Origin of the sequence: Saccharospirillum sp. HFRX-2 (genome assembly GCF_043196805.1) — a bacterium.
In the GTDB taxonomy this organism is placed as follows: Bacteria; Pseudomonadota; Gammaproteobacteria; order Pseudomonadales; family Natronospirillaceae; genus Saccharospirillum.
In genome coordinates, this window is record NZ_JBEBMU010000002.1 from 177,888 (window position 1) to 190,858 (window position 12,971).

At 54.9% G+C, this 12,971-nt stretch carries 11 protein-coding genes; all 11 read left to right on the top strand.

Annotation, left to right across the window (positions count from 1 at the left end; genetic code table 11):
* Positions 1-210: 210 nt before the first annotated feature.
* The 11 genes from sdhC (at position 211) to ABMA60_RS07420 (ending at position 12,923) form a co-directional block, all read left to right on the top strand.
* Positions 211-585, top strand: a complete 375-nt coding sequence (gene sdhC, locus ABMA60_RS07370; RefSeq protein ID WP_392800915.1) for a succinate dehydrogenase, cytochrome b556 subunit — start codon at positions 211-213, stop codon at positions 583-585.
* Positions 579-926: a succinate dehydrogenase, hydrophobic membrane anchor protein gene (gene sdhD, locus ABMA60_RS07375; RefSeq protein WP_392800918.1), complete on the top strand. Its 348-nt coding sequence runs from the start codon at positions 579-581 to the stop codon at positions 924-926. The genes sdhC and sdhD overlap by 7 nt, the downstream gene beginning before the upstream one ends.
* A 3-nt stretch (positions 927-929) precedes the next feature.
* Positions 930-2,702 (top strand): succinate dehydrogenase flavoprotein subunit, encoded by a 1,773-nt coding sequence (sdhA, locus tag ABMA60_RS07380; RefSeq protein WP_392800921.1) that lies wholly within the window; start codon positions 930-932, stop codon positions 2,700-2,702.
* A gap of 23 nt (positions 2,703-2,725) precedes the next feature.
* Positions 2,726-3,433 (top strand): succinate dehydrogenase iron-sulfur subunit, encoded by a 708-nt coding sequence (locus tag ABMA60_RS07385; protein ID WP_392800923.1) that lies wholly within the window; start codon positions 2,726-2,728, stop codon positions 3,431-3,433.
* A 170-nt stretch (positions 3,434-3,603) separates the two neighbouring features.
* Positions 3,604-6,447 (top strand): 2-oxoglutarate dehydrogenase E1 component, encoded by a 2,844-nt coding sequence (locus ABMA60_RS07390; RefSeq protein ID WP_392800926.1) that lies wholly within the window; start codon positions 3,604-3,606, stop codon positions 6,445-6,447.
* Between the two features lie 30 nt (positions 6,448-6,477).
* Positions 6,478-7,761 carry a 2-oxoglutarate dehydrogenase complex dihydrolipoyllysine-residue succinyltransferase gene (gene odhB / locus ABMA60_RS07395; RefSeq protein WP_392800929.1) on the top strand — a complete coding sequence of 428 codons (1,284 nt, stop codon included), beginning with the start codon at positions 6,478-6,480 and terminating at the stop codon, positions 7,759-7,761.
* A gap of 81 nt (positions 7,762-7,842) precedes the next feature.
* Positions 7,843-9,282, top strand: coding sequence for a dihydrolipoyl dehydrogenase (gene lpdA / locus ABMA60_RS07400; RefSeq protein WP_392800932.1), 1,440 nt, complete (start codon positions 7,843-7,845; stop codon positions 9,280-9,282).
* A gap of 123 nt (positions 9,283-9,405) precedes the next feature.
* Complete coding sequence (sucC, locus tag ABMA60_RS07405; protein WP_392800935.1) at positions 9,406-10,575, top strand: ADP-forming succinate--CoA ligase subunit beta; 1,170 nt, start codon at positions 9,406-9,408, stop codon at positions 10,573-10,575.
* On the top strand, positions 10,572-11,444 hold the full coding sequence (gene sucD, locus ABMA60_RS07410) for a succinate--CoA ligase subunit alpha (RefSeq protein WP_108165223.1): 873 nt from the start codon (positions 10,572-10,574) through the stop codon (positions 11,442-11,444). The genes sucC and sucD overlap by 4 nt, the downstream gene beginning before the upstream one ends.
* A gap of 216 nt (positions 11,445-11,660) precedes the next feature.
* Positions 11,661-12,251 carry a TetR/AcrR family transcriptional regulator gene (locus ABMA60_RS07415; RefSeq protein ID WP_392800939.1) on the top strand — a complete coding sequence of 197 codons (591 nt, stop codon included), beginning with the start codon at positions 11,661-11,663 and terminating at the stop codon, positions 12,249-12,251.
* A 219-nt stretch (positions 12,252-12,470) separates the two neighbouring features.
* Positions 12,471-12,923 (top strand): hypothetical protein, encoded by a 453-nt coding sequence (locus tag ABMA60_RS07420; protein WP_392800941.1) that lies wholly within the window; start codon positions 12,471-12,473, stop codon positions 12,921-12,923.
* The last annotated feature ends 48 nt before the right edge of the window (positions 12,924-12,971 follow it).

The following is a 12,971-nucleotide window of genomic DNA, read 5'->3' on the forward strand; positions in this document are numbered from 1 at the left end:
AGTGAAAATCGATGAATACAATAGTGGAACCCTATGAGGCCCCCGTAAACACTGCGTTCCCGACCTGTATCCATTTGTAATTGTCGGAATCGGTCACTATAATTCCGGCGCATTTCGGGGTCGGGCCAATTGCCTTAACCGTGCTTGGTAGTTGGTTTGACCGTTCCAGCCGCCCCCAAAGGGCTTGCACATCAATAAGAGTGAACTGCCGTGAACAATCACCGACCAAAGAACCTTGACTTAGGGACGATACGATTCCCTGTCACTGCCATCGCGTCGATCATCCACCGTGTAACAGGTGTCGGCCTGTTTTTCGCCGTTGGTTTTCTGGTCTGGGCGCTGGGTCTGAGCCTGGAATCCCGTCAGGGGTTTGATCAGGTCGCTGCCGTCCTGACACATCCGCTGGCCAAATTGATCACCTGGGGCATTCTTTCTTTGGTGGTGTATCACTTTATTGCAGGCATCAAGCATCTGATTATGGATGCCGGCTACGCTGAAACATTGAATGGTGGCACCTGGGCTTCTCGTATCGCTCTGGTTCTGGCTGTCGTTGGCATCGTACTGATGGGGATTTGGGTATGGTAAGAAGCATCACGAACCTGTCTCGCAGCGGCCTGGCGGACTGGATGATTCAGCGGATCTCCGCAGTACTTTTGGCTACCTACACCCTCTTTGTCCTGGGCGTTTTTATCGCTAATCCTGATCTCGGCTATGCCGAGTGGCGTAATCTGTTCTCTCAGTTCTGGGTCAAAATCTACACTCTGATCACCTTGCTGGCGCTGGTTGGTCATATCTGGGTGGGTATGTGGACCGTTGCGACAGACTATCTGAAAAACGCCTGGGTTCGTTTTATCGTGTTGTTTGTGATCGCGGTGACCGCCTTTGTCTATCTGGTCGCCGGCGTATCCGCTGTGTGGGGTGTATAAGGTATGGCTAATATCAAGACTATGAGTTACGACGCCATCGTGATCGGTGGTGGCGGCAGCGGCCTGCGGGCTGCATTGCAATTGGCCGAGTCTGGCCTGAATACCGCCGTGGTGTCCAAGGTGTTTCCGACCCGCTCTCACACCGTATCCGCTCAGGGCGGTATTACCTGTGCCATTGCCAGCGCGGATCCAGATGATGATTGGCGCTGGCACATGTACGACACCGTCAAAGGCTCCGACTATATCGGTGACCAGGACGCGATCGAGTACATGTGTTCAGTAGGTCCGGAAGCGGTGTTTGAACTGGACCATATGGGTTTGCCGTTCTCACGCTTCGAAAATGGTCGCATCTATCAGCGTCCGTTCGGTGGCCAGTCTAAAGGCCCGGATAACCCCACTCAGGCCGCTCGTACCTGTGCCGCCGCTGACCGTACCGGTCATGCGCTGTTGCATACTCTGTATCAGGGCAACCTGAAAGCCGGTACGTCTTTCCTTAATGAATGGTATGCCGTCGATCTGGTTACCAACTCTAAAGGTGCCGTCACTGGCGTCGTCGCCATCGAAATTGAAACTGGCGATGTGGTGCATATCCAATCTAAAGCGACGGTCCTGGCCACCGGCGGCGCGGGTCGTATTTATGCCTCTACTACCAACGCTCTGATCAATACCGGCGACGGTATCGGTATGGCGTTGCGCGCTGGCTTCCATGTTCAGGACATGGAAATGTGGCAGTTCCATCCGACCGGCATCTACGGCGCCGGTACGCTGGTAACCGAAGGTTGCCGTGGTGAAGGTGGCTATCTGATCAACAAAGACGGCGAGCGCTTTATGGAGCGTTACGCCCCCAACGCCAAAGACCTGGCCGGCCGCGATGTGGTTGCCCGTTCCATGGTGCTGGAAATCCTCGAAGGTCGCGGCGGCGGCGAAGAGGGCGATCACGTTTACCTGAAGCTGGATCACCTGGGCGAAGAACTGTTGCACAGCCGTTTGCCGGGTATTGTTGAACTGTCCAAGACTTTTGCCCACGTCGATCCGGCCAAAGAGCCGATTCCGGTGGTGCCGACCTGCCACTATATGATGGGTGGTATCCCCACCAATATCGGTGGTCAAGCGCTGATGATGGACGAAGACGGCAACGATAAAGTCATCGATGGCCTGTACGCCTGTGGCGAAGCGGCCTGTGTCTCAGTACACGGTGCCAACCGTCTGGGCGGCAACTCGCTGCTCGATTTGGTGGTCTTCGGTCGTGCTGCGGGTATGCAGATCGAGAAAACCATCCGCGAAGGTTATGAGTCCGATGCGGCGACCGCCGAAGACATTGATCGTGCCATGACGCGACTGAATGCTCTGGAAAATACCACCGAAGGCGAAAGTGTTGCTGCCGTGAAGAAAGATCTGCAAAACACCATGCAGTTGCACTTCGGCGTATTCCGCGAAGGTAAGAGCATGGCTGAAGGTCTGAAGAAGCTGGCGGAAATTCGCGAGCGCGTTGGCAAGATTAAGCTCGACGACAAGAGTAAGGCGTTCAACACCGCCCGCATCGAGGCGCTGGAACTGGCGAACCTGCTGGAAGTGGCTGAAGCGACGGCTGTTGCTGCTGAACAACGCACTGAAAGCCGCGGCGCTCACGCTCGTGAAGACTATCAGGATCGTGATGATGAGAACTGGTTGTGCCATTCCATCTTCAAGCCGGGGGATAAGTCCATCGCCAAGCGCGCGGTTAACTTCTCGCCGAAGACGGTCGACACCTTCCAACCCAAGGTCCGCACCTACTAACGGTTGCCTTTTCGGAGCACGCTATGAAAGTCAGTATCTATCGTTACAATCCGGAAACCGACAAGAAGCCCTATATGCAGGACTACGAGGTTGAGATTCCGGAAGGCAAGGACCTGATGGTCCTCGACGTTCTGAACCTGGTTAAGGAACAGGACACCACTGTCTCTTACCGTCGTTCCTGCCGCGAAGGCGTTTGCGGTTCGGACGGTCTGAACATCAATGGTAAGAACGGCCTCGGTTGCATTACTCACCTGTCGGACGTGAAAGGTGGCCGTGACAAGCTGGTTATTCGTCCGCTGCCGGGGCTGCCGGTGATTCGCGACCTGGTCGTCGACATGGGCGTTTTCTACAAGCAGTACGAGAAGATCAAGCCGTACCTGATCAACGATCAGCCGGCGCCGGCGATCGAACGTCTGCAAAGCCCCGAAGACCGCGACAAGCTGGATGGTCTGTATGAGTGCATTCTGTGCGCCTGCTGCTCGACTTCCTGCCCGTCGTTCTGGTGGAACCCGGACAAGTTCGTTGGCCCGGCCGGTTTGCTACAGGCATACCGTTTCCTGGCGGACAGCCGCGATACCGCCACGGCTGAACGCCTCGCCGATCTGGACGATCCGTTCAGTGTGTTCCGTTGCCGTGGCATCATGAACTGTGTCAGTGTCTGCCCCAAAGGGCTGAACCCGACGCGGGCAATTGGCCACATTCGGTCTATGCTGTTGGCGAACGCCACCTAAACACGAACAACCGCGTCTCTCGCGGTCAGAAACCCCGGCCCGCCCGGGGTTTTGTTCGACCCCAGCCTGTGATGTTGTTGGGGATTTCTGAACAGAGAGTGCACAATTCGAGATGGTGCCTGCGGGCATCATGATTTCTTCCGCGGTTTTGAACAAACAGGGTTCAAGCAATGCAAAACGGCACCATGGAGGAACTTTGGTCGACGTCCCATCTTTCGGGCGGCAACCAAACCTACCTTGACGAGATGTACGAAGCCTATCTGGCTGATCCTAATTCCGTTCCCGAACAGTGGCGTGCGGTCTTCGACAAGCTTCCCAACATTAATGATCAGGTGACGACCGACACCCCGCACGCGCCGGTCCGAGATCATTTTCTGCTGCTTGCCAAATCTCCCAAGGTAGCCTCCGATACGTTGGCGCCGAGTATCGTCAGCGAACACGAGCGCAAACAGGTGCGTGTTCATCAGTTGGTCACTGCCTATCGTTTTCGCGGCCATCAAAAAGCGCAGCTTGATCCACTTGGTCTGACAGAACGCGATCCGGTCCCCGATCTGGACATGCAATACCACGGTCTGACCCAGGCCGATGAAGACACAGTCTTCCAGTGTGGCAACATCTACATTGGCAAGAGCGAAGCCCCGCTGAAAGAAATCGTTGCCGCTTTGGAGCAAACCTATTGCTCTTCCATCGGCGCAGAATTTACCCATATCGTGAACACCGCCGAACGTCGCTGGGTTGAGCAGCGCATGGAATCGGTGCGTTCGCGTCCGGATTATTCCGACGAAGCGCGTCAGAGCATTCTTGAGCGTCTGACCGCCGCCGAAGGTCTGGAAAAATTCCTCGGCTCCAAATATCCGGGTACCAAGCGCTTCGGTCTGGAAGGTGGCGAATCCCTGATTCCGCTGATGAACGAACTGATTCAGCGCAGCGGTTCCTACGGTGCCAAAGAACTGGTAATCGGCATGGCCCACCGCGGCCGTCTGAACATGCTGGTCAATATTCTCGGTAAAAATCCGGCCGATCTGTTCCAGGAATTCGAAGGTAAATCCTTCCTGGATCAGGGCTCTGGTGACGTTAAATACCACCAGGGTTTCTCATCCAATGTGATGACCTCTGGCGGTGAAGTTCACCTGGCGTTGGCGTTTAACCCCTCGCACCTGGAAATTGCTTCGCCGGTGGTTGTCGGTTCTGTGCGCGCTCGTCAGGATCGCCGTGGCGATCACGAGGGCAACCAAGTTGTGCCCGTCAATATTCATGGCGATGCGGCTTTTGCCGGCCAGGGCGTGGTGATGGAGACCTTCCAGGCGTCGCAAACGCGCGCTTTCACGACGGGCGGTACGATCCACATCATCATCAATAACCAGGTTGGCTTTACCACCTCCAAACGCATCGATGCACGCTCTACCGAGTACTGCACTGATATTGCCAAGATGGTTCAGGCGCCGATCTTCCATGTAAATGGCGACGATCCTGAAGCGGTGATCTTCGTGACCCAGCTGGCGGTTGATTATCGTCAGCAGTTTAAGCGCGATGTGGTGATTGATCTGGTTTGCTATCGCCGTCGTGGTCATAACGAAGCTGATGAACCGGCGATGACCCAACCGCTGATGTATCAGGCCATTCGTGCCCGTAAGAGCACGCTGGAATTGTATGCCAATCAGCTGGTTGAGCAGAACGTAGTCAGTCAGGACAAAGTCAAAGCGATGGCCGACGAATATCGCGACCTGCTGGATAAAGGCGAGCACGTGGTGAAGTCGCTGGTCAAGGAGCCGAACAAGTCGCTGTTCGTTGACTGGACGCCTTACCTGAATCAGCCCGTGGTGGATGAGTATGACACCAGTTGGCCGCTGAAAGAGCTGCAAGCGCTGGCCGACGAAATTAACCAGATGCCAGAAGGTTTCCCCTTGCAGCGTCAGGTTGGCAAGGTGATTTCCGACCGCGAAAAAATGGCTAAAGGTGCCATGCCGCTGAACTGGGGTATGGCGGAGTTGCTGGCCTATGCGACGCTGATCAAAGAAGGCCACCCGGTGCGTATGACCGGTCAGGACTCCGGTCGCGGCACCTTCGGTCACCGCCATGCGGTTTTGCATAACCAGAAGGATGGCAGCACCTATACGCCGCTGGCGCATCTGGAAGAGAACCAGCCGACCTTTGAGGTGTACGACTCCTTCCTGTCCGAGGAAGCGGTGGTTGCCTTCGAGTATGGCTATTCAACCACCACGCCGAATGCTTTGGTGATCTGGGAAGCGCAGTTTGGTGATTTCGCCAACGGCGCCCAGGTGGTGATCGACCAGTTCATCACCTCTGGCGAGCACAAATGGGGTCGTCTCTGCGGTCTGGTGATGCTGCTGCCACATGGTTACGAAGGCCAGGGCCCCGAGCACTCCTCAGCGCGCCTGGAGCGTTTCCTGCAGCTGTGCGCCGAGCAGAACATCCAAGTGTGCATGCCGACTACACCAGCGCAGGTGTATCACATGCTGCGTCGCCAGGTGCGTCGTAACCTGCGCAAGCCGCTGGTGGTGATGTCACCGAAGAGCCTGCTGCGTCATAAAGATGCGACCTCCAGCCTGGAAGAGCTGGCTAACGGCAGCTTCCAGACGGTGATTGATGAAACCAACAGCGATATCGATCCGAAACAGGTCGAGCGCGTCGTGCTGTGTTCCGGCAAGGTCTACTACGATCTGATCGAAAAACGCCAGAGCGAAGGGGTTAAGAATGTAGCCATTGTCCGTATCGAGCAGCTGTATCCGTTCCCGGAAGAGCGGCTGTACGAGACACTGTCAGGTTACAAGAACCTCAAAGACGTGGTCTGGTGTCAGGAAGAACCGATGAACCAGGGCGCTTGGTATTCCAGTCAGCACCATATGCGCAAGGTACTGCAGCGGGTCAATTCTGACCTGTACCTGACGTATGCCGGTCGTGATGCTTCGGCGTCACCGGCGGCCGGTTATATGGCGCTGCACCTTGAACAACTTGAAAAATTCCTTAACGAAGCAATTTTGCTTGCTCAGTGATCGACGCTCTACGACTAAGGATCCGTACAGATGGCCACAGATATTAAAGCTCCACAATTTCCAGAGTCCGTCGCTGACGGCACGATTGCCACCTGGCACAAAAAGCCCGGCGAAGCCTGCGCCCGCGATGAGTTAATCGTTGATATTGAAACCGACAAGGTCGTGTTGGAAGTCGTGGCTCCGGCTGATGGTGTTATCAAGGAAATCATCAAAGACGTCGATGAAACCGTTGAGAGCCAGGAAGTGATCGGCATCTTCGAAGAAGGTGCGACCGGCAGCAGCAGCGGCGACGATTCAGCCAAGTCAGACGATACAGCCAGCGAAAAGAAAGAAGAGAAAACAGAAAAATCCGAGTCAGCTCAATCGTCATCTGAGCAGGGCGGTGGTGATCCGGATGCGGCCATGAGCCCGGCGGCGCGTAAGCTGGCTGATGAAAAAGGTCTGACCGCTGCTGATATTTCCGGCACCGGTAAGGGCGGCCGTATCACCAAAGAAGATGTGGTGAATGCTGGCTCAGGCAGCAAATCCAGCAACGCTCCGGCAGAAAGCACGCCAGGCATGATCCCACAAGGTCAGTCTGCGACCGCCAGTGCGGGTATCCCGGCGGGTCAGCGCACTGAGAAGCGGGTGCCGATGACGCGTCTGCGTAAGCGTGTTGCTGAACGTCTGCTCGAAGCTAAGAACAGCACTGCCATGTTGACCACCTTTAACGAGGTCAACATGAAGCCGATCATGGATTTGCGGGCTCGCTATAAAGACACCTTCGAGAAGGCACACAACGGTACGCGTCTGGGCTTTATGTCCTTCTTCACCAAGGCTGCGTCTGAAGCACTGAAGCGCTTCCCTGAAGTGAACGCCTCTATTGATGGCGATGATATCGTCTACCACGGCTACTTCGACATCGGTGTGGCGGTATCCAGTGAGCGTGGCCTGGTGGTACCGGTACTGCGCGATACCGATCAGATGAGCCTGGCGACCATGGAAAGCACCATCCGTGATTTCGGCAAGCGTGCTCAGGAAGGCAAGCTGGGCCTGGAAGACATGCAGGGCGGTACTTTTACCATCACCAACGGTGGTGTGTTTGGATCGCTGCTGTCCACACCTATCCTCAACCCGCCACAAACGGCCATCCTGGGTATGCACAAGATCCAGGAGCGTCCGATGGCGGTGAACGGTGAAGTGAAGGTATTGCCGATGATGTATCTGGCGCTGTCTTACGATCACCGATTGATCGACGGCAAGGAAGCAGTACAGTTCCTGGTCGCCATCAAAGACATGCTGGAAGACCCGGCCCGCATTCTGCTCGAACTGTAACAGCGGACCGACATTATTTGGGGTTGAAGCCGGCGCTGTCGCCGGCGCGGCCCGGAACTCATAGTTAAAGGTAGAAATCAGATGGCACAACAGTTTGATGTGGTAGTGATCGGTTCTGGCCCGGGTGGGTATGTGGCCGCTATTAAAGCGGGTCAGCTGGGGTTGAAAACCGCCATCGTCGAGAAGTGGCTCGATAAAGAAGACAAACCGTCCTACGGCGGTACTTGCTTGAACGTTGGCTGTATTCCGTCTAAAGCACTGCTGGAATCATCCGAAAAGTTTCATCAGGCCAAGCATGAATTCGATACTCATGGTATTTCCCTGAAGGAACTGAAGATCGACGTTAAAGGCATGATCGATCGTAAAGCCGGCATCGTTAAACAACTCACTGGCGGTGTTGCCGGTTTGTTGAAAGGCAACGGTGTGACTGCCTTTGAAGGCAAGGGCATGCTCAAGTCGAACAAGGTCGTCGAAGTGACTTTACACGACGGCAAAACCGAAACCCTCGAAGCCAAGAACGTCATCCTGGCAACGGGTTCGGTACCGGTTGAGATTCCGCCAACTCCGCTGACGGATAACATCATTGTTGATTCGGAAGGCGCGCTGGAATTTGATGCTGTGCCCAAGCGTCTGGGTGTCATCGGCGCCGGTGTGATTGGTTTGGAACTGGGCTCCGTCTGGAAGCGTCTGGGCTCTGAAGTGGTCATTCTCGAAGCCATGGATAAGTTCCTGGCGGCCGCTGACCAGGGCATCGCCAAAGATGCGCTGAAATACTTCACCAAGAAAGAAGGTCTGGACATCCGTTTGGGTGCCCGTGTAACCGGTTCTGAAGTGAAGAAGAACAAAGTTGAAGTGACGTTCGAAACCGCAGACGGCGAGCAGAAAGAAACCTTCGACAAGCTGATCGTTGCGGTTGGCCGTCGTCCTTACACCGAAGGCTGCCTGGATAAAGGCTGCGGTGTCGATCTGGATGAGCGTGGTTTCATTCAGGTAGACGATCAATGCGCCACTACCGTACCGGGCGTTTACGCCATCGGTGACGTGGTACGCGGTCCGATGCTGGCACACAAGGGTTCTGAAGAAGGCTTGATGGTCGCTGAAATCATCGCTGGCCATAAAGCTCAGATGAACTACGACGCCATCCCGAACGTTATCTATACTCATCCGGAAATTGCCTGGGTGGGTAAGACCGAAGAAGAACTGAAAAACGAAGGTGTTGACTATAAGGTCGGTGCCTTCCCGATGGCTGCTATCGGTCGTGCCATGGCGCAAAACGCCACTGACGGCCAGGTGAAGATCATTGCCGATGCCAAGACTGACCGGGTATTGGGCATGCACATCTTCGCCGCCGGAGCGTCTGAAATGATCGCTCAGGGCGTGATTGCTCTGGAATTTGCGTCCAGTGCCGAAGACCTGCAGTTGACCTGCTTCGCGCACCCGACCAATTCGGAAGCGGTGCACGAAGCGGCGCTGGCGGTCGACAACATCGCCATCCACAAAGTTAATCGCAAGAAACGTTGATAGATGAAGAAAACCGGAGCTTGTCTCCGGTTTTCTTATTCGCTAATCAGAGTGCGAATCGGGTGAAACCCACGACAATAAAAAATTCTCCCTGAACACTCACGTTCAAAAACGGAAAGAACCATGAACCTACACGAATATCAATCCAAGCAGCTGTTCAAAGAGTACGGCCTGCCGGTATCTGATGGCTTTGCCTGCGATACCGCCGATGAAGCCGTTGCTGCCGCCAAGAAAATCGGCGGAGACATGTGGGTCGTTAAGGCCCAGGTTCACGCCGGTGGCCGTGGTAAGGCCGGTGGTGTGAAGCTGGTCAAAAGCGACGCCGAAATCCGCGAATTTTCTGAAAAGTGGCTGGGTCAAAACCTGGTGACTTTCCAGACTGATGAAAACGGCCAACCGGTCAGCAAGATTCTGGTGGAATCCTGCACCGACATCGCTCAGGAACTCTACCTGAGTGCCGTTCTCGACCGTGGCAGCCGCCGCGTGGTCTTTATGGCCTCGACTGAAGGCGGTGTAGAGATCGAGAAAGTGGCCGAAGAAACGCCGGAAAAAATTCTTCGTGCGCAGATCGACCCGCTGGTCGGCGCTCAGCCGTTCCAGGCGCGTGATATCGCTTTCCAGCTGGGCCTGAAAGGCGAGCAGGTCAAGCAGTTCACCAAGATCTTCCTGGGTCTGGCCAAACTGTTTGAAGATAAAGACCTGGCGCTGATCGAAGTGAACCCGCTGGTGATCACCGACGAAGGCAACCTGCATTGCCTGGATGCCAAGATCAACGTCGATGGCAACGCCTTGTTCCGTCAAAAGCAGATCGCCGCTATGCGCGATCCGTCTCAGGAAGACGAGCGTGAAGCTCAGGCAGCCGCCTGGGAACTGAACTACGTGGCTCTGGATGGCAACATCGGCTGCATGGTGAACGGCGCAGGCCTGGCCATGGGCACCATGGACATCGTTAAACTGCACGGTGGCCAACCGGCTAACTTCCTGGACGTTGGTGGTGGTGCGACCAAAGAGCGCGTTGCAGAAGCGTTCAAGATCATCCTCTCCGACACCTCGGTTAAAGCCGTACTGGTTAACATCTTCGGCGGTATCGTGCGCTGCGACATGATCGCAGAAGGCATCATCGGCGCGGTAGAAGAAGTCGGTGTGAAAGTGCCTGTCGTAGTTCGTCTGGAAGGCAACAACGCCGAACTGGGCTCTAAGAAATTGGCCGAAAGTGGCCTGAACATCATTGCCGCCGCTTCCTTGACCGATGCTGCCGAGAAAGTGGTTAGCGCAGCTGGAGGTGCCGCATGAGCGTACTGATCGATAAGAACACCAAGGTAATCTGCCAGGGCTTCACCGGCTCTCAGGGCACCTTCCACAGTGAACAGGCCATTGAGTACGGAACTCAGATGGTCGGCGGCGTATCGCCGGGCAAAGGTGGCACCACTCACCTGGGCCTGCCGGTTTTCAACACCGCTCGTGAAGCGGTAGAAGCCACTGGCGCCACTGCCTCTGTCATCTATGTACCGGCCGCTTTCTGCCTGGACGCCATCATCGAAGCCGCTGACAGCGGTGTCGAGCTGGTGGTGTGCATCACTGAAGGTATCCCGACTCTGGACATGCTGAAAGCCAAAGAATACGTCGACCGTAAAGGCGTGCGTATGATTGGCCCGAACTGCCCGGGTGTGATCACTCCGGGAGAGTGCAAAATCGGCATCATGCCGGGTCACATTCACAAGCCGGGTAAAGTCGGCATTGTGTCTCGCTCCGGTACCCTGACTTACGAAGCCGTTAAGCAGACCACTGACCACGGTTTTGGTCAGTCTTCTTGCGTCGGCATCGGCGGTGACCCGATTCCGGGTTCCAACTTTATCGACATCCTGGAGATGTTCGAGAAAGATCCTCAAACCGAAGCCATCGTGATGATCGGTGAAATCGGTGGTACCGCTGAAGAAGAAGCGGCGGCTTATATCAAAGCCAATGTTTCCAAGCCGGTGGTTTCTTACATCGCCGGTGTTACCGCACCTCCGGGCAAGCGCATGGGCCACGCTGGCGCCATCATTGCCGGTGGTAAAGGCACAGCAGACGAGAAATTTGCTGCGCTGGAAGATGCGGGCGTGAAAACCGTCCGTTCACTGGCTCAGATCGGTGAAGCACTGAAGGAACTCACTGGCTGGTAAGCCGGTGAACTTCATGTCGAAAAAGGCAGCTATCGGCTGCCTTTTTTTATGGGCGGTGGTTTAGCGGATCGCTACTGCTATAGGGCTGAATGAAGTTGGCTGTGGCCTGATGAGATCAGAGTTATAAAGTGCTTGCTTTTCACTCTACCAACTAGTAGGTTGTCTTCCCGATGGGGCCATTTTTAATGGCCAATCAGATATAGAGATGGGGTAGTTATGTCCACAGAGCTTTCACCCAAAGCGACCGAAATCGCCAATTACGCTCAGGCTTTATTGGAGGCCGGAGGTTATAACAGCTTTAGCTACGCCAATATCGCGACCCAGGTGAACATCAGTAAAGCCAGTATTCATCATCATTTCCCCAGCAAGGCAGAGCTAGTGCGGGTGGTGGTTTCCCGCTATCGCCAGCAAGCATTGCAAGGTTTGGAATTGATGGAACGGCATCAGCCTGATGCTCTGAGCGCACTCAAAGCCTATGCGGACTATTGGTCTGGATGCATCCTGGGTCAAACCTCGTCATTTTGTGTCTGTGCCATGCTGGCTGCAGAGCTGCCATCCATTCCGGACATTGTTGCTGTCGAAGTGCAGGGGCACTTCCGGGATCTGTCGACCTGGTTAACGCGCATTTTGGAAGCAGGTCAGCAAGCCGGTCAGTTCAATTTGACTCGTGCTGCTGAAACCGAAGCAAAGTCTTTTATGGCCGATATTCATGGCGCTATGGTGGCAGCACGAGGCTTTGGTGACCCGCAGGTCTTTCCGGAATTGGTCGGGCTGGCTATCGATCGTTTGACGTCGGTTACTAACTGACCAGGAGGAGTTCAAAAATTTTTTTTATCGTACCTACCAACTAGTAGGTTTGGTTTGTGATTTCTGATGACCGATACCGGGATCAGAGGAAAAGGCGTTATCAGGTGAGTCCTTGAAGCGCTATTTAATTGCACTGAGTGCAGTGTTTAACAGATGATGAGGTTATTCATGTCGCCTTCCATTTCGCTCCTCGGAGCGGTCCATACCATAGTAAGTTTGGTGCCCATCGCCGCTGGCTTGTATGGCTTTGTGCGCTATCGCTTTATTGATGTCTCAAAGCATTCTGGCAAGTTGTACCTGCTGGGAACCAGCTTGGCGGTGCTCAGTTCCTTTGCAGTATCCAGCACCGGTGGTATTAACGCGGGTCATGTTTTTGGTGTGGTGGTGCTGTTGTTTGCCTTCGGTGGTGTTCTGGCGACCAGACTGGATTTTCTTGGCCGCAGCCGGCCTTATCTTGCTACCTTCGGACTGTCCTTCAGTTTTTTGTTATCACTGGTGCCTGGCACCAATGAAACGCTGACCCGTGTGCCGTTGTCGCATCCGTTGGCAGAAGGTCCGACGTCACCCGTAATTCAACTGACGTTATTGGCCTGGCTGGTGGTGTTCATTGTTGGTTTCGCGCTGCAATGTTGGTTGATTCGTTCACGCAACTTGGCAAATCAGCCAGCCTGATGGTTACTGTCTGACGCAGCGTTACCTTGAAATGCCTAAGCCCGATGT

Bases quoted from the DNA above. Each gene is read 5' to 3' on its own strand.
- sdhD (WP_392800918.1), top strand. From the start codon at position 579: ATGGTAAGAAGCATCACGAACCTGTCTCGCAGCGGCCTGGCGGACTGG.
- sdhA (WP_392800921.1), top strand. From the start codon at position 930: ATGGCTAATATCAAGACTATGAGTTACGACGCCATCGTGATCGGTGGT.
- ABMA60_RS07385 (WP_392800923.1), top strand. From the start codon at position 2,726: ATGAAAGTCAGTATCTATCGTTACAATCCGGAAACCGACAAGAAGCCC.
- ABMA60_RS07390 (WP_392800926.1), top strand. From the start codon at position 3,604: ATGCAAAACGGCACCATGGAGGAACTTTGGTCGACGTCCCATCTTTCG.
- odhB (WP_392800929.1), top strand. From the start codon at position 6,478: ATGGCCACAGATATTAAAGCTCCACAATTTCCAGAGTCCGTCGCTGAC.
- lpdA (WP_392800932.1), top strand. From the start codon at position 7,843: ATGGCACAACAGTTTGATGTGGTAGTGATCGGTTCTGGCCCGGGTGGG.
- sucC (WP_392800935.1), top strand. From the start codon at position 9,406: ATGAACCTACACGAATATCAATCCAAGCAGCTGTTCAAAGAGTACGGC.
- sucD (WP_108165223.1), top strand. From the start codon at position 10,572: ATGAGCGTACTGATCGATAAGAACACCAAGGTAATCTGCCAGGGCTTC.
- ABMA60_RS07415 (WP_392800939.1), top strand. From the start codon at position 11,661: ATGTCCACAGAGCTTTCACCCAAAGCGACCGAAATCGCCAATTACGCT.